Origin of the sequence: Pseudoalteromonas translucida KMM 520 (assembly GCF_001465295.1) — a bacterium.
GTDB lineage: Bacteria > Pseudomonadota > Gammaproteobacteria > Enterobacterales > Alteromonadaceae > Pseudoalteromonas > Pseudoalteromonas translucida.
Genome location: NZ_CP011034.1, coordinates 929,389 through 946,596, shown reverse-complemented (window position 1 = coordinate 946,596; position 17,208 = coordinate 929,389). Strand labels below are relative to the sequence as shown.

Genomic DNA, 17,208 nt, shown 5'->3' with positions numbered 1-17,208 from the left:
TTATTATAGTGAAAAGGCCTTAATATTTATTAAGGCCTTTTTATTTATAAGTAACTAGATTGTGCAGTAAGGCACCTTTCAGAATTTAAATTTACTGATATGATCCTACCAAAATAAATTAGGCACTTATTCATAGAGTAGCTTTGTCTGAGTAACTGCGTATTACAAAATCTGCGCACTTCTCACCAATCATCACACAAGTAGCATGCGTATTGCCACTTATCAAATCGGGCATTATCGATGCATCAGCTACTCGTAAATTATTAATACCGTGCACCATTAATCGCTCATCCACCACAGCCATTGGATCAGAGCCCATTTTACAGCTACCAGCTAGATGATGAACCGGTTCCCCCGTATTTTTGATGTATTCTAAAAGAGAGTCGTCACTTTGTAGCTTTTCACCTGGCTCTGCTTCGCCATCAAGCATTGCTGCAAGAGAGGTTTGCTTGAGTATATGTCTGGCTTTACGAAAGGCTATCAATGATAATTTCTGATCGCTTTGGCTAGCTAAGTAGTTTAACTGTATTTGTGGTGCTTGTTTTTCATCAACAGAACTTAAGTGGACACTGCCACGGCTTGTTGGGCGAATAAGACAACTGGCGACCGTAATTGCGTTAATAGGCTGCATATTACCGCGAGCATTTATTTTAGAAGCTGCGGGGGCAAAATGTATTTGTGCATCTGGTGTTTTAAGTTTATCAGATGTTTTATAAAACACGGCCATTGTTGCAGCCGAATCGCCAAGAAATCCCTTACGAGTAAATGCATATCTGATTAAGTTTTTAATTAAGCCAATACCTTTTGCTTCACTAAAGTAAGTTTTAGTATTTTTTACACGCTGTTTTATATAGGTGTTCCAATGATCTTGAAGGTTTTCTCCAACCCCTTGTAAATCTAATTTGACCTTTATACCTAATGCCTCTAGACGTTCCTTTTGACCTATGCCTGAACGCTCAAGCAACAGTGGTGAGTTGATAGCACCAGCACTAATAATTGTCTCGTGATTTACCCTAAATACCACGTCCTTGTTTTTAATCTGCGTTTTTATTTGTACAACGCGGTTATCATTAAATATTAACTGTTTGACGCGTGCGTGGGTAATAACTGTTAAGTTTGTCAGCGTACTACCGGCTCCCAAAAATGCCCGAGCACTACTAAATCGGCGGCCGTTTTTAATGGTACGTGGAAACCAACTAATACCTGCTTGTGATTCTCCATTCACATCAAAGTTAAACGAATGCCCGGCTTCAATTGCGGCAGCGCTAAATGCCTGATGAATAGGAAACTCATCATCAACAACACTTACCCATAAAGGACCATTTTCGCCGTGATAATTGTTAGCACCGCTTTCGTTGTGTTCTGAACGTATAAAATAAGGCAATACATCACTGTAACTCCAGCCTGTATTCCCCTGCTGCGCCCAACGATCAAAGTCCTGTTTTTGACCACGAATATACACCATACCGTTAATAGAACTGCATCCACCTAATACTTTGCCACGGGGTAAATCCACAATACGATTGTTTAAAAAGCGTTCTGGGCACGTTTTAAAGGCCCAATTATTTTTGTGCGGTTTTAGTAAAAATGCAAAACCCATAGGTATATGGATCATTGGACTGTTGTCAGTACTGCCTGCTTCTAGCAACAGCACCTGTAACGAACTTTCACGCGCAATACGATAAGCCAATGTACACCCTGCAGAACCGGCGCCAACCACAATTACGTCATATTGAGTTTTCATTGCTTACTTCCATTGTTGAGGGTAATGATACTTAAAATCTAATATGGTAATACACCATAATTTGGCAGGTAGAATATAAAGCTCTATTAATTATAACCTTGCTGTAATTGCGCTTAATTTTCCTAGTACAAAGCAGCAAGATCATATGAGACTCGATTATTATTTAGGCAGGTTTAGCTCGCGCGCTAATTTTTGTGCGGAGATGGTACTGTACTGCAGCTCATCTGCTGCAGAATTATCTGCAATCCATAATAGTACATTACCTATTTCATCCGGTTCGGCTACAGCCTGCTGTAGGCCTTTAATACCCTGATCGCCAATAGTCGCTCTTAGCGTTTCAGTGTTAACAACTCCCGGGTTTACTGTAAAAGCGCGAATACCTTGATGACCATGCTCACGGCAAATAATACCCGACAGTCGCGACACCGCAGCCTTACCTGCACCGTATGCATAACCCCAGCCCCCTTTCGATGCAGGAATAGGCGGATCTTTTTCACCCGCTCCCGAGGTTATATTTATTATACAGCCGCTTTGTTGCGCTAACATACTTGGTAAAACAGCTTGTGCTATTTGCACTGGCGCACCTATGTAACCTCTAGCAACTTTTTCAAGGGTTTGCTGCGTTACATCCAATAAAGAAGCATTAAGGCCAGCACCTTGATAAATAGCATTATTAACAACCACGTCAATTTTACCAAAGTGTTCAAGCACCTGCTTTAGAGCACTTGCAACGGAGTTAAAATCAAGTAAATCCATTTTTAGCGCAATGACTTCACAACCTAATTGCTCCATCATTTGGGCTGTTTGTTTTAAACTCCCTTGCGTACTTTGCTGTGCTACCTCACTATCTAATTCACGAGCTGTTATTGCTACTCGATAGCCTGCTTTTGCAAATGCGATGGCAGTTGCACGACCAATACCTCTACTGGCACCTGAAATAAACGCTACTTTTGACACAAATCATCTCCTATTTTTAATTCAACTTAGCATCAATTTAGCATTGCGGCATAGTTTAAATGGACCAAGGATTTTATTGCTATATAAAAATGCTACGTGACTGATTGCACAAGTAATAACCTGCGTACTAAAAGCATCTGTTGTTAGATTAAATGAGTGTTGTAGTGAGGAAGTTTTGTGGTAATAAGGATTAACTTTAGCTAAAAGCAAAAAACCCAGTAACGTTAGTTACTGGGTTTTAAATTTGGTGCGGATGGGGGGACTTGAACCCCCATGCCCTAAAGCACCACCCCCTCAAGGTGGCGTGTCTACCAATTCCACCACATCCGCATTTTTTAAGCTTGCGCTTAGGTGTTAAACTTTATGATTTATTTGAGGAGTATAAATCGTTTAACGTTTTAGCTTTTACGCTAAATTAATTTGGTACGTCAGAGCGTTGCTCTTTCGAAGATGTAACTGGCACATCTTCTTCAACAGGAATAACTGTTTCTACAGCGGGTGCTGCTTCAAGGTTTTCCCATTCATCAGTCTTTTTAATATGACTTGCAGTAAGGTTACCCAATACTATGCTTAATACAAAAAACACAGAGGCTAAAACTGTTGTTGTTTTAGTCATAAAGTTGCCTGCGCCTGATGATCCGAAAACAGTTGACGAAGCACCTGCACCAAATGAAGAACCCATATCGGCACCTTTACCTTGTTGGATTAAAACCATTCCAACAAGCGCTAAAGCTACAACTAAATAAACTACTAGTAAAATTTCGTACATTTATACGGTCCCTTTTGCACTGTTGCACTGTTGCAGATAGCAGTAAATGAATCTGCTTTTAAACTTGCGCCACCAATAAGGCCGCCGTCTATATCTGTTTGTGCAAATAATAATTCGCTATTTTTTTCGTTAACGCTACCACCATACAAGATGGTTAGCCCTTGTGCTAAATCGCTGTTTAATGAAGCGATTTTGTCACGGATAAATTTATGAACGCTTTGTGCCTGTTCTGGCGAAGCAGTCTTACCTGTGCCTATGGCCCAAACGGGTTCATATGCTATCACAGAATCTTTGAGTGCTGCTACACCTAATTTTTCAATTACTGCATCAATTTGTGCAGCAACTATTTGTTCTGTTTTACCGTTTTCTTGCTCACTTTCGCTCTCTCCAACACATAAAATTGGCGTTAAACCAACTTGTTGTGCGCGAGCAAATTTTGCAGCTACGACATCATTACTTTCTTTGTATATACTACGGCGCTCTGAGTGACCTACTAATACATATTGGGCGCCCAACTCTTTAACAAGTTGCGCATCAACTTCACCAGTAAATGCACCGGGTGTATTTTCTGACACAGTTTGAGTTCCCGTTGAAACACCGCTGGCTATCATTGCTGACACTAACGGAAACGGAGGAAATAAAACAATGTCTATCTCGTTTGATTTAACATTGTTAATAGCATCAGACATTTGTTTAACCAGCTCTAAAGAGCCATTCATTTTCCAATTGCCTGCGACCATCGCCTTGCGTGCTGCCATTTTTCCACTCCACATGAGAAAGCGGTCGAGATATTAACTCGACTCGCCCAAAGTTACAAGAGGTTATTGTTATCAATCAGTTTGTTTGCTCATAGATTCGACAACCGCGGCTATTTTTTCTGCGCTGTCGATTACTAACTTCTCTTGCTCGGCCTCAACCATAACACGTACAACAGGTTCAGTGCCTGATTTGCGTAGTAACACACGCCCCTTTTCACCTAAAGTTTGCTCAACCTCAGCTACTGCGGCTAATACTGCAGGTGCTTTTGTCGGATCAGTGCCTGGGGTGTAACGCACGTTAATCATTTTCATTGGGTACTTAGTAAAACCAGTACCTAAGTCTTGTAATGTTTTATTTTGCGCAACCATAGCAGCCAGTACTTGCAAGCTTGAAATAATGCCATCACCGGTGCTAATTAAATCAAGGTTTAATACATGGCCCGAGCTTTCGCCGCCAATAGTCCAGCCTTTCTGTTGTAGCAATTCCATTACATAACGGTCGCCTACTTTACTGCGTGCAAACTCAATACCTTTGGCTTTTAATGCATTTTCAAGGCCCATGTTTGACATAACAGTGCCAACAACACCACCACCTAAATTATCATCTTGCGCTGCTTGGCAGGCAATAATGTATACTAAGTCATCACCATCAAACACGCGGCCATTATGATCAACCATCATTACACGGTCGCCATCGCCATCATAGGCAATGCCCACATCGGCATTATGCTCAAGCACTTTACGTTTTAGTGTATCTACGTGAGTAGCACCGCATTCATGATTAATATTTACACCATTGGGCTCACACGCATGCGTGATTATATTTGCACCTAGTTCGCGCATTACTGATGGGGCAATATGGTAAGTTGCGCCATTAGCACAATCGAGTACGATCTTTAATCCTTCAAGCGACAAGCTTTGTGGAAATTGGCTTTTACAAAATTCGATATAACGACCATCAGCGCTAGTTAAGCGACTTGCTTTTCCTAGTTTATCTGACTCAACACAGGTCATTGGCTCATCAAGCATGGCTTCAATTTCAAGCTCTACTTTATCATCAAGCTTTAAACCGCGGCAATTAAAAAACTTAATGCCGTTATCGTAATACGGATTGTGCGACGCACTAATTACTATGCCGGCCTCGGCTCTAAATGTTTGTGCTAAATAAGCAATCGCAGGAGTTGGCATAGGGCCTAATAACACCACATCAATTCCTGCAGCAATTAACCCTGCTTGTAATGCGGTTTCTAACATATAACCTGAAATGCGGGTATCTTTACCTATCATCACTTTTTTAGTGCCGTTTTCTGATAGAACACGGCCCGCTGCCCAACCTAGTTTCATTGCAAACTCAGGATTTATAGGATGCTCACCCACGAGCCCGCGTACACCATCGGTGCCAAAATATTTTCTTTCTTTCATTTAAAGTACTCCTTGTTTGCAGGCTTGTAGTACGTTAAGCACGTCTGCGGTTTCTTTTACGTCGTGTACACGAATAATATGCGCACCATTTTGTGCTGCGATTAATGCGCCCGCTAAACTGCCGGCCAATCGCTCATTTGTATTTCTGTTTAATAAGTTGCCAATCATCGACTTACGCGACAATCCCGCTAATAACGGTAAACCAAACTGATTAAAGTCATTAAACTGCGCCAGTAGTTGGTAGTTGTGGCTGAGTGTTTTACCAAAACCAAAGCCAGGATCAAGAATAAGTTGTGTTTGCTTAATCCCCGCTGTTTTACACGCAGCAATTCGTTGACTAAAAAACTGTTTTATATCTGCAAATAAATCATCATAGTGCGGCGCTGCCTGCATGCTGCGAGGTTGGCCTTGCATATGCATTAAACACACCGCAACATCAGGAAACTGCGCCACTACGCTCAGCGCGTCGCTTTCTTGTAATGCACGTACGTCATTAACAATATCGGCCCCAGCTAAAATAGCTTGGTGCATTACTTGTGCTTTACTGGTATCAATAGATATAACGCAATCACTGTTTTCACGAATTGCTTTAATCGCTGGTATTACACGTGCTAATTCATCTTCAAGGCTCACATCAGGAGCACCTGGGCGAGTCGACTCACCGCCAATATCTATAATTTTCGCCCCGTCGTCTAACAATTGCAGCGCACGCTGCAACGCAATATCAGGGTCTATAAACTTCCCGCCATCTGAAAATGAATCGGGAGTAACATTAAGTATTCCCATAATTACTGGATTTGCCAAACTGAGTGTACGTTTGCGAGGCAAGTTTAGTAAATTATTCATGATGACCTTTTTTTGTTTGAATTAGCTGAAGTTAACTTTATACGTTTGATACAAAAAAGCCCCGAGGTTCGGGGCTTTTAGTTTAGCTATTTTAACGATTATTCAGCTTTATCATCAAGGTTTGTTTCATCTTTTTTAGCTTCATCAGTTGGTTTTTGATCTTCATCAACTAATTTTTCTGCTGAAACATCTTCTTTAACTGGCTTTTTTTCATGGCGGTCATGCGCATCGCGTGGTTCACGAACTTCTTGGCGCGCCATTAAATCATCAATTTGCTTAGCATCAATCGTTTCGTACTTCATCAGCGCATCTTTCATTGCGTGTAGAATATCGATATTTTCTTTTAATATCGCTTCTGCTCGCTGATAGTTACGATCTGACAACAAACGTACTTCGCTATCGATAATTTTAGCCGTTTCATCTGATATACTCATAGAGCGACCACCGCCCATGTACATATCGTTTTGATCTTCTGCGTAAAGTAGTGGGCCAAGTTTTTCACTTAAACCCCAGTGCGTTACCATTTTACGGGCAATATCACTTGCACGTTCAATATCGTTACTGGCACCTGTGGTTACTTTATCTGCACCATAAATAAGTGCTTCTGCGATACGTCCGCCATACAGGCTTGAGATCATCGACTCTAGCAATTCTTTCGAATGGCTTACACGGTCTTGCTCTGGCAAGTACATAGTTACACCTAGCGCACGGCCACGTGGAATTATAGATACTTTATAAACAGGATCATGCTCTGGCACCATACGACCAACAATAGCATGGCCAGCTTCGTGGTACGCTGTCATTGCTTTTTCTTGTTCGCTCATCACCATGGTTTTGCGCTCAGCGCCCATCATGATTTTATCTTTAGCCGCATCAAACTCAGCCATACTTACAACACGTTTATTACCGCGTGCCGCATAGAGTGCAGCTTCGTTTACTAGGTTTGCTAAATCAGCACCTGAAAAACCCGGTGTACCACGCGCAATTACAGCCGCTTCAACGTTGTCACCTAATGGCACTTTACGCATATGTACTTTAAGAATTTGTTCACGGCCACGAATATCAGGTAAGCCAACTTCAACTTGACGGTCAAAACGACCAGGACGAAGTAAGGCTGGATCTAATACGTCTGGGCGGTTAGTTGCAGCAATAACGATAATACCTTCGTTACCACCAAAACCATCCATTTCTACTAGCATTTGGTTTAGCGTTTGCTCACGTTCGTCGTTACCGCCGCCCATACCAGCGCCACGTTTACGACCTACAGCATCTATTTCATCAATAAAGATAATACAGGGTGATGCTTTTTTAGCTTGCTCGAACATATCTCGTACTCGAGATGCGCCCACACCAACAAACATTTCAACAAAGTCCGAACCAGAAATAGTAAAGAACGGCACTTTTGCTTCACCAGCAACGGCTTTAGCAAGTAACGTTTTACCTGTACCAGGAGGACCAACCATCAACACGCCTTTAGGAATGCTGCCACCTAATTTTTGGAATTTTGATGGGTCGCGTAAAAAATCTACCAATTCTGATACATCTTCTTTTGCTTCATCACAACCAGCAACATCGGCGAAAGTGGTTTTTATTTGATCTTCGCTCATTAAGCGCGCTTTGCTTTTACCAAACGACATTGCCCCTTTACCGCCACCGCCTTGCATTTGACGCATGAAAAATATCCACACACCAATAAGCAGTATCATAGGGAACCAAGAAATAAATATACTTGCTAAAAATGACTGCTCTTCAGGTTTAACCCCTTTCACATTCACGTTACTTTTTAACAAATCATTTAAAATGTCTTTGTCGTAAATTGGCATAATCGTTTGAAAACGTTCGCCACTGGTTTTAGTACCTGTAATTGTGCCACTGGTACTTTCAATTGCCACTTCTTGTATAGAGCCACTGCGGGCATCTTTAACAAATTGACTATAACTAGTTTGACGATCTACTTGATCGCCGCCATTAAAGCTCTGAAATACTGACATCAGCACAACTGCAATAACCAGCCAGAGTATTAGATTTTTTGCCATATCGCTCAAGGGGTTAACCTCTTGTATCCAATTAATTTAAATTCAACTAAACGCCCAACAACTGTACTACAGTTTATATCCAGTCGCTACTATATATACTTCCCGTGAACGGGCGCGCGAGGCATCTGGTTTACGTATCTTCACTGCTTTAAAACTATTACGTACATCTTGCAAGAACTGATCAAAGCCTTCACCTTGGAATACTTTAACAATAAATGCACCATTTTTCTTTAGTACTTGATTACACATATCCAGTGCAAGCTCGACCAAATACATGCTACCAGCTTGATCAACTGAATTGTTACCACTCATATTTGGTGCCATGTCAGAGAGTACCACATCAACATTTTTACCATCAATACGTTTTAACAATGCACTTAACACTGCTTCTTCACGAAAGTCGCCTTGTAAAAAGTCAACACCCGCTAATGAATCCATAGGGAGGATATCGCACGCTATAACTTGGCCTTTATCTCCTACTTTTTCTGCCAAATATTGTGACCAACTACCCGGTGCAGCCCCTAAATCAACAACAGTCATGGCTGGGCGGAGTAACTTGTCTCTACTTTGGACCTCATCTAATTTAAAAACAGCTCGAGAACGCCAACCTTTTTTTTGCGCCTCTTGAACATATTTATCATCAAAATGTTCTTTCAGCCATCGCTGTGAACTGGCTGACTGTTTTTTATTTGTCATAAATTAACACGCAACTAATTAGTAATATTCTTTAGATGGCGGTAGAATACCCTTAATTCAAGCCATATTCAGCAAAATTTGTATAAACATGACATTATCAAACAAACAAAAGCAGTTTTTAAAAGGTCAGGCACATAGCCTCAAGCCTGTAGTTTTACTAGGTTCTAACGGTTTAACCGAAGGCGTAGTAGTAGAAATTCAAAGCGCATTAGAAATTCACGAATTAATTAAAGTGAAGGTTCCAACTGATGATCGCGAAACTAAAGCGCTCATTTTTGAAGCAATAGTGCGTGAAACTGGCGCAACTAAATTACAATCAATTGGTCACACTATTGTGCTTTATCGCCAAAGTGAAGAGAAAAAAATTAAATTACCGCGTGGCTAAACGCCTACTTGTAGGATTTACCCGGTAATATAAAAAACCAGCATGTGCTGGTTTTTTATTATCTGTCACTTTTAAATTAATTATTAAAATCCATAGTGAGTTCACTGACCCTATATTGCGGTACATCTTTTGGGGTTTTATCGCGTATTTTGTCTAGTATGTAATAGCGCGAAAACTCATCTTCAGACATAGCATTAATCGCCCCATTTGAAAGCAATGCCGTAAGTTCAGGTGTGGTATTACTGTGCCCCACAACAATTACAACCCCCTGTAATTTTAGTAGTTTACTTTTAAATAAAGCTAAATCACCTGCATCATACACTTTTACTGTAGTGTTAAAGTAAGTAGCCATTGGCGCTGCTGTTTGTAGTGTACGCTTATAATTACTACTAAATAGCTGTACGTTTTTATGTTGTTTTACTAACTGTAGCAAATACTGTGCGCGTTGTGCTCCAAGCACTGTAAGCGACGGATTTTTACTTGCTTGCTTTTCACTGTGGCGAAATAAATAAATTTTATCTGGGGCGGCAAATACAAATTGGCTATTAAACACCATAACCAGTAACACCAAAATTAAAAGCCTTTTATCTTTAACCATCATTTTTTTAGCCTCGCTTATATTTAAGCACTCTATTTATAAACTCTGTTGTAAGTTCATTTATAACCCCGGTTTCGGCATTTATTATTAAGCTAAAACCCACATTTAAATGAGGGAACACCACTAAATCGGTGCGATAACCTTGCACCCAACCACTATGGTAATAAAGAGTTTCATCATCGTAGTTATATACCCGCCAACCTAGCCCATAATAAGCCTCACTAAGATGACCCTTCCATACTCGTCGGTATTGCTCTTTTTTGGTATGCGTATAGGGACGTGTTTGTACCGCTAATGCATCAAGCGATAATACATTTGGATACTGGCCTAATTGCGCCTTTAGCCATATTGCCATATCGGCGGCACTGGCATTTATGCCTGCTGCGGGCGCTACTTTATAATAATTTTTTTTCAGCTTAGCGCTATACCAACGTTTTTTCCCTCTTACATGTGGAAATGCGTAGTTTTTATCTTGCACCATAGCGTCGTAGCCTAAACTAGTATCATGCATTTTTAATGGCGTAAAAATGGCGTCATTTAGCCACTGAGAGTAGCTTTTATGAGTGCTCCTTAAAATTACATCGTCAATTAAACTAAACATCACATTTTGATAACCATAACACTGCCCAGGATCGCATATGGGCGCTACCGTAAGTAGCTTTTCAACAATATCTGGATAACTCATTCGTGATTCAATTAGGTTATCGTAGGCGTTGGGAACTAAGCCACTAGAGTGACTTAAAATATGATAAACCTTTAAATTATCTTTGTAGTCGGTGTTAGCAAATTCAGGAATATATTCGCTAATAGGCTGGTACAAGTCTATTTCCCCTTCGCTAGCAAGCTTAGCTGCTAACGATCCTGCAAAGGTTTTAGACACCGATGCTAATCTAAAACGTGTATGTTGATTAACCCTTTGAGAGCTACCCACTTTGGTATAGCCCATGGTATGAATATAATCACTCGACTGCATATTAACAATCGACAAAGCCGCGCCAGGTATACCTTTTCGTTTAAGCTTTTTTTCTGCGTAACGCCCATACTTTTTTACAAATGCAGGCCAATCCGGATCTACATTTGCAGCAACCGCTGAGTGGGTTATTAAAATACAAAAGGCGAGCAGGTAATAAATCGGGTAATTAAGGTACTTCATCGTTGGCTGTTTTTTCTTTTTTTAATTGCTTCTATGCACATAATATCATGAACTTTTATCAAGACTAACGTACAATATGTTGATTATTGGCCTTTTACTGAGTGTAAAGTATTTATGCGTTTTTTAGTTGTATCACTTTTTATATTGTTTTCATCGGGTTGCGCTATAACCACAATAAAAAATCAGCCTGCTGAGCCATTGGCAATGCCCTTAAAACCAATGTTAAAAAGCCAAACATACCAACTGGAGTATGAGGCGCAACATACCTCGCCTAAAGTAAAGTCTGTGCAATTACCAGCTCATAAAGTAATGAAAAACCAAACGGTTAAAATTGTTACCGACAGAGTAAGTGTAACCGACACTTTACTGGCGCAAATAAGCCAAGCGCTCAATGACAAACAACTAAAAGTAACGACTAAAAACGATAGTGATTACACACTTGCTATTCATCAAGTTGATCTAGCGTTTACCGATGACAGTAAATACACGTTAAATCAGCCTAAACAACCTTATGCGCTGTACTCTAAAGTTGCACAGCAATTTCCAACCCAGCAGTGTGCAACTATTTTAGCGCAAGTTAGTATGCGCTTAACACACAAAGCCTCTGGTGATGTGGTTTGGTTTGCAAAATCATCTTTAGATAGCACTAGCTTTCATCGTGAATCACTGATTTATAGCTTTACTGAAGAGCAAAAAATTACTAATGAGCTTGAAGTAGTCGCCTTTGTCCACCAGCAAAATACCGAACAAGCACGTTTAGCACGCGCCGATGCAAATACAAAGGTAACTATTCCTAAATACAATACAATGAGCCAGCTTAGCACACTTACTAAAGTGCAAGGCCCTTGTACTCGCACAGAAATAAGCGCTTTAACACCAATGATGCAGTTTTATTTAAGCAGTATATTAATCGACAAAATTAAAGTGATATAAGCGTAAGTTAAACACTACATTTTTTTACAGGCTTTAAGGAACGTTTAACAATATACTACGCTTTATAACCATTACTTATTTAGGTTCCAAGGATGAAGCACTCAATATTTAGCCATTTTTTATGTTACACCTGCTTATTATTTGCCTGTGTATTTAGTGCCCACAGTACTGCCAGCAATCGCTATTATGCTGATAACACCTTAGAGCCTATTCAAGGCTTTGCATGGGACTGGAGCGCCGGTGCTGGTTATTATATTGAAGACTCTTACCTTATCGGCATGGACTCCTATGACGATGGTATTGAATTAGATCTCAGCCTTGCGGTTTCTTTTGATAACTTTTATCTCGATTATGATCATAACCAGCTCAGCGGCGGCCTTGTTATAGGCTACAGTCTAATTAACAAATATAATTGGGAGCTCGATATAATCGGTGCTAACGCCCAAGCAGGATTTGGTCAAAAAGGCTTGGGGTTTTATAACAATGGTGTGGTTGAGGAATTGCGCGGCATTAAAAAGCGTAAATATGACTTTAATACAGGCCTTAGATTTACCCACAGATTTGATGGCTCACAGATTTCTATTGAATTTTTGCATGATATTTCAAACGCCCACAATGGCTGGGTATTTAATTCTTTTTTTAGCAAAATACAACCTTGGCGTAACTGGGAGTTTCGCTCTGGCATAGGCTTTAGCGCCTACTCTGCTGACTTTACTAACTATTATTTTGGTATTGAGCAAAGTGAAGTTACCTTGCTGCGCCCTGCTTATAAAGCCAATGCCAGCAGCAGTATTATGCTTGAGTTTCATGCTGAGTACCCGCTTAATCAAGACTGGGTGTTTTTAGCCGGCTGGTTAACGACTTTATTTTCTAAAGAAATTGACGACAGCCCTATTATTTCTCAAGGTTACCAACACAAAGCCAAGCTAGGCGTGCGTTATGTATTTTAGACGCTGGTGTTATTTACTATTAGCTTATCCTGGCACTTTACTCGCCGAGGCGCCCCAAGAGGTAACCGCGCTTAGTGCGATACCTAATACCTGCGTGGCACTACGTGAAGGCCGCCACTGTTATACTGAGGTGGTTTTATCATGGCAGCAGCCCACAATAGGTAACTACTGCTTACGAGATGCCACCTCTAAATATATTATGCAATGTTGGCTTAAGCAGCAACACGGCGTTTTTAATTATGCATTTGACTCTGAGCAGAGCTTATCATTTGAATTATTTGATAGTAATACTGCAAAAGTCATAGCCACCACTGAAGTAAAGTTACAGTGGGTTTATCAAAACAGGCAAAAAAAACGCCGTTGGCGATTGTTTTAATAAGGAAGTCTTGTGGATAATTACGGTACTATTTTACTCGTTGAAGATGATATTTCTCTAGCACAATGGGTGGCTGAATATTTAACAGAGCAAGGCTATCACGTACATGTTTGTCATCGCGGTGATGAAGTTATTGGCCAAGTTAAAACCTTGAAACCGCAGTTAATACTACTGGATATTATGCTTCCTGGACTAGATGGCATAAGCGTTTGTCGCGAGCTACGTAGCTTTTATCAAGCTCCTATTATTATGCTAACAGCTCGTGATGACGAAATGGATGAAGTGATTGGCTTAGAGGTAGGTGCCAGTGACTACATAATGAAACCGGTACGCCCTCGTGCATTGCTAGCAAGAATAAAGTCAGCCCTTAGACTTACCACCCAAAGCAGCCAATCTCATAAACAACATAGTATTATTAATGTGGGGGCTTTGAGCATTAATAGTGAGTCGCGAAGCGTTAAACTTAACGATATCGATATAAACATATCTAGCGCTGAGTATTTATTGCTGCATTACTTAGCCAGTAACGCAGGGCAAGTTGTATCGCGCGATGCAGTATTTAAAGCAACCAAAGGACGCGAGTACGACGGCCTTGATCGAAGTGTTGATGTACTTATTTCTGCGCTGCGTAAAAAGTTTAATGACGATCCACAAAATCCTGAAAAAATTAAAACAATTTGGGGACGAGGCTATTTACTCGTTGCCACTGCTTGGTAGCTACAAATGAAAAAGTTTTATATTGCACTGCTTAGCAGCGCACTGCTTTCGATTATTGTTTTAGGCTGGCTTATTGACGCTTTTAGTCAAAATACACACGCCCCCTTAGACGAATTTAGCATGCAAAGTAAAATGATTGCAGGGTTTAGCAAGCAGCTTGCTACTCTCCCCCCTGCACAGCGCAGTAATTATATTATAAAGTTAGCTAACGACTTTAGCCTGCCGCTTACCTATAAGCTAAACGACACCTTAGCGCTTAGCCCAGCCTTACTTATGCAAATGCAAACCCATGGTGGATTAATTTTAGAGGGCGAACAAGGCTTTCATATGCTTTATAGCAACCAAGCATTAAGCCCTTATCATTTATCTATGCGCCTCGATAACTCATTTGAAGCAGAGCAACGCGACGATATTATTCTAACCTTATTATTTTACGCTGGCCTGTGTGTATTTATGGGCTTTATTATTTATCCCTTAGCCAAACGCTTGAGCGTGTTAAATGAAGCAGCTAAAAAATTTGCATCGGGTGATGTTAAAACTCGTATCAAAGTCTCTCATTTTACGTATATAAAAGATGTAGAACTCACCTTTAACCGAATGGCGAGTCAAATAGAAAAACTGGTTGCTGAAAACAAGCTCATGGCATCGAGTTTATCCCATGATATTCGCACCCCCATAGCTTGCCTGCGATTTGGTTTAGATGCCGCAATAGATAGCAATGACATGCCAAAAGTGAAGCAATATTTAACCCGTATGGAAAATGACTTAGACCACATGGAGTCTATGCTAAAAAGCTACCTAGCCTTTGCCACGCTAGAACAAAACGCCAATCGCTTAACCTACTCTGCAACCCATATGCGCAGCTACTTTGAAGATATTTTAGCGCAGCTATCGCCTAAATTAGACTCCCACAAACTCAGTGTGCAACTTAATAGCAGTAACGATGTTATTTATGCCGACTTACATTGGCTTGCCAGAGCCGTTACTAATTTAATTAATAATGCCTGCGACTTTGCTCTGCAACATATTTATGTAAGTGCCACTGTTAATGAGCAACACATTATTATTACCGTAGAGGACGATGGCCCAGGTATAGCAGCTGAAAACTTTAGCAAAGTATTTAGCCCTTTTTTCCGCGAAAACAATCACCGTAATCGAGCTGATAAAAGTTATGGCCTCGGATTAGCAATTGTTGAAAAAGTAGCTGATTGGCATCACGGCCGTGTTTATGCAGGTAAAAGTAAGCAGTTAGGCGGGGCTTGTTTCACCCTAAAAATAGCCCAACAACACCCTAGTGTAAAGTAAAGGCTACACACTGTAAATTAACAATTATTAAACAATATCAAGCTGTTAATTTTTAGTTTTAAGTTACTAAACTAAAATCTATGTTCATAACACAGAGTTTAATAAAGTAATTGTGCAAGATCAGCAAATTAGCACTTTTTATTTTTTTACATTTCCAGTAGATTGTCTGCGCCGTCACAAAATAGAGAAGTACAATAATATGAGTGCAGTAAGAGGCGAGTTTAGCTCTCGCTTTGGTTTTATAATGGCCGCCGCAGGATCTGCTGTAGGTTTAGGTAACATTTGGGGTTTCCCTACACAAACCGCGAGTAATGGTGGTGCCGCATTTTTAATTGCGTATTTAGTACTGGCATTTTTTTTGGCTTATCCTGCTTTAATGGCGGAGCTAATGATTGGTCGTCATGGCCAAGCAAATGCGGTCTCTTCACTTAGAAAAATATCAAATAAACCTTGGCAAAAACATTTTTCTTTTGCGGTTGGTTTTGGCGGTATTTTATGTGCTGGCTTTATTTTAAGCTTTTATGCCATCGTTGCTGGTTGGATGCTAAGTGCAACAGTAGAACCTATTACAACGTTAGTGGGCGCAAACTCTGCATCTGCTTGGCTAGGTGAGCAGTCACTTAGTAGAAACATCATTTTCACTATGATTTTTATTGTACTAACCGTTGCTATCATTAGTCGCGGCGTTGAAAACGGAATCGAAAAATGGTCAAAACGTTTAATGCCTGCTTTGCTCAGTATTTTATTTGCATTAATTATTTATGTAATGACCCAAGATGGCGCTATTGAAGGCTTAAAGGCATATTTAGTCCCTGATTTCTCGTCTATTTTTGATGCTAACTTGTTAGTCAGCGCACTAGGCCAAGCATTCTTTTCATTATCACTCGGTACCAGTGTAATGATTATTTATGGCTCGTATATTAGTAAAAAAGAGAACTTAGTTTCGTTAGGTGCTTATGTCACGCTTATTGATGTATTTATTGCTTTTGTCGCAGGGTTATTAATCATTCCTGCTATGTATGTAGCACAAGCACAAGGGATTGAGATTTTCTCACCGACTACCGGAAAGCTCCTCTCTGAAGACACATTAGTATTTCAAGTATTACCTGCACTTTTTGATGGTATGGGTGGTATGGGGTTATTTGTTGGCTTTGCGTTTTTTGCGCTAATGAGTATTGCAGCACTTACCTCCTCTATTTCAATGCTCGAAGCGCCGGTATCTTATACGGTAGAACGCTTTGCAATGTCTCGCTTGCAAGCCACTTGGGTAATTGGTGCATTAATCACCCTAGTGAGCATCACGATAGTGTGTAACTTAGAGTTACTGTTTGGCTTAGTGATCACCTTAACCACTAAAGTCGCGCAGCCATTATTAGGCCTTATGTGTTGTATATACGTAGGCTGGATTTGGTCAAGAGGCTCATTACTTAAAGCGATTCAAGAAGGTAACCCTGAAGTACACAATACCTTATTTTGGAAAGTATGGCCTTGGTACACTAAATTTGTATGCCCACTGGCTATAGGCTTGGTATTTTTACATTCATTATTAAGCTAAAGCTAGCC

General features: G+C 40.4%; 17 protein-coding genes and 1 tRNA gene. 7 read left to right on the top strand and 11 right to left on the bottom strand.

Annotated features, from left to right (window positions below; translation table 11 throughout):
* Positions 1–130: 130 nt before the first annotated feature.
* The 9 genes from PTRA_RS04435 to rlmE form a co-directional block, all read right to left on the bottom strand.
* A complete protein-coding gene (locus PTRA_RS04435) occupies positions 131–1,744 on the bottom strand; it encodes a GMC family oxidoreductase (RefSeq protein ID WP_058372839.1) in 1,614 nt (537 codons plus the stop codon).
* 159 nt (positions 1,745–1,903) lie between these two features.
* Entirely contained in the window at positions 1,904–2,701 is a 798-nt protein-coding gene (locus tag PTRA_RS04430) for an SDR family NAD(P)-dependent oxidoreductase (protein ID WP_058372838.1), read from the bottom strand.
* A 245-nt stretch (positions 2,702–2,946) separates the two neighbouring features.
* Positions 2,947–3,031, bottom strand: a tRNA-Leu gene (locus PTRA_RS04425).
* A gap of 85 nt (positions 3,032–3,116) precedes the next feature.
* Positions 3,117–3,470 (bottom strand): preprotein translocase subunit SecG, encoded by a 354-nt coding sequence (gene secG / locus PTRA_RS04420; protein ID WP_058372837.1) that lies wholly within the window; start codon positions 3,468–3,470, stop codon positions 3,117–3,119.
* Positions 3,452–4,228, bottom strand: a complete 777-nt coding sequence (gene tpiA / locus PTRA_RS04415) for a triose-phosphate isomerase (RefSeq protein ID WP_058372836.1) — start codon at positions 4,226–4,228, stop codon at positions 3,452–3,454. Before tpiA ends, secG begins: the two co-directional genes overlap by 19 nt.
* Positions 4,229–4,300: 72 nt before the next feature.
* A complete protein-coding gene (gene glmM, locus PTRA_RS04410; protein WP_011327565.1) occupies positions 4,301–5,650 on the bottom strand; it encodes a phosphoglucosamine mutase in 1,350 nt (449 codons plus the stop codon).
* Positions 5,651–6,496, bottom strand: a complete 846-nt coding sequence (gene folP / locus PTRA_RS04405) for a dihydropteroate synthase (protein WP_058372835.1) — start codon at positions 6,494–6,496, stop codon at positions 5,651–5,653.
* 98 nt (positions 6,497–6,594) lie between these two features.
* Positions 6,595–8,541, bottom strand: a complete 1,947-nt coding sequence (gene ftsH, locus PTRA_RS04400) for an ATP-dependent zinc metalloprotease FtsH (protein ID WP_179808221.1) — start codon at positions 8,539–8,541, stop codon at positions 6,595–6,597.
* A gap of 57 nt (positions 8,542–8,598) precedes the next feature.
* Positions 8,599–9,228 (bottom strand): 23S rRNA (uridine(2552)-2'-O)-methyltransferase RlmE, encoded by a 630-nt coding sequence (gene rlmE / locus PTRA_RS04395; protein WP_058372834.1) that lies wholly within the window; start codon positions 9,226–9,228, stop codon positions 8,599–8,601.
* Between the two features lie 88 nt (positions 9,229–9,316).
* On the opposite strand from rlmE, the gene yhbY reads away from it, so the two are divergent.
* The gene (gene yhbY / locus PTRA_RS04390; RefSeq protein WP_011327561.1) at positions 9,317–9,613 is read left to right on the top strand and encodes a ribosome assembly RNA-binding protein YhbY; all 297 of its coding nucleotides are present in this window, start codon (positions 9,317–9,319) and stop codon (positions 9,611–9,613) included.
* Positions 9,614–9,689: 76 nt separating this feature from the next.
* On the opposite strand, the gene PTRA_RS04385 is transcribed toward yhbY, so the two are convergent.
* Both PTRA_RS04385 and PTRA_RS04380 read right to left on the bottom strand, forming a co-directional pair.
* Positions 9,690–10,211 (bottom strand): SixA phosphatase family protein, encoded by a 522-nt coding sequence (locus tag PTRA_RS04385; protein ID WP_083497537.1) that lies wholly within the window; start codon positions 10,209–10,211, stop codon positions 9,690–9,692.
* Positions 10,212–10,218: 7 nt separating this feature from the next.
* Positions 10,219–11,364, bottom strand: a complete 1,146-nt coding sequence (locus PTRA_RS04380) for a serine hydrolase domain-containing protein (RefSeq protein WP_058372832.1) — start codon at positions 11,362–11,364, stop codon at positions 10,219–10,221.
* 114 nt (positions 11,365–11,478) lie between these two features.
* On the opposite strand from PTRA_RS04380, the gene PTRA_RS04375 reads away from it, so the two are divergent.
* From PTRA_RS04375 to PTRA_RS04350, 6 genes are all read left to right on the top strand, one after another.
* Positions 11,479–12,297 carry a hypothetical protein gene (locus PTRA_RS04375; protein ID WP_058372831.1) on the top strand — a complete coding sequence of 273 codons (819 nt, stop codon included), beginning with the start codon at positions 11,479–11,481 and terminating at the stop codon, positions 12,295–12,297.
* 92 nt (positions 12,298–12,389) lie between these two features.
* A complete protein-coding gene (locus PTRA_RS04370; protein WP_058372830.1) occupies positions 12,390–13,247 on the top strand; it encodes a MipA/OmpV family protein in 858 nt (285 codons plus the stop codon).
* Positions 13,237–13,623 (top strand): DUF3019 domain-containing protein, encoded by a 387-nt coding sequence (locus tag PTRA_RS04365; protein ID WP_058372829.1) that lies wholly within the window; start codon positions 13,237–13,239, stop codon positions 13,621–13,623. The genes PTRA_RS04370 and PTRA_RS04365 overlap by 11 nt, the downstream gene beginning before the upstream one ends.
* Positions 13,624–13,635: 12 nt before the next feature.
* A complete protein-coding gene (locus PTRA_RS04360; protein WP_058372828.1) occupies positions 13,636–14,340 on the top strand; it encodes a response regulator in 705 nt (234 codons plus the stop codon).
* Positions 14,341–14,346: 6 nt separating this feature from the next.
* Entirely contained in the window at positions 14,347–15,645 is a 1,299-nt protein-coding gene (locus PTRA_RS04355; RefSeq protein ID WP_058372827.1) for an ATP-binding protein, read from the top strand.
* A 199-nt stretch (positions 15,646–15,844) separates the two neighbouring features.
* On the top strand, positions 15,845–17,200 hold the full coding sequence (locus PTRA_RS04350) for a sodium-dependent transporter (RefSeq protein WP_011327552.1): 1,356 nt from the start codon (positions 15,845–15,847) through the stop codon (positions 17,198–17,200).
* The last annotated feature ends 8 nt before the right edge of the window (positions 17,201–17,208 follow it).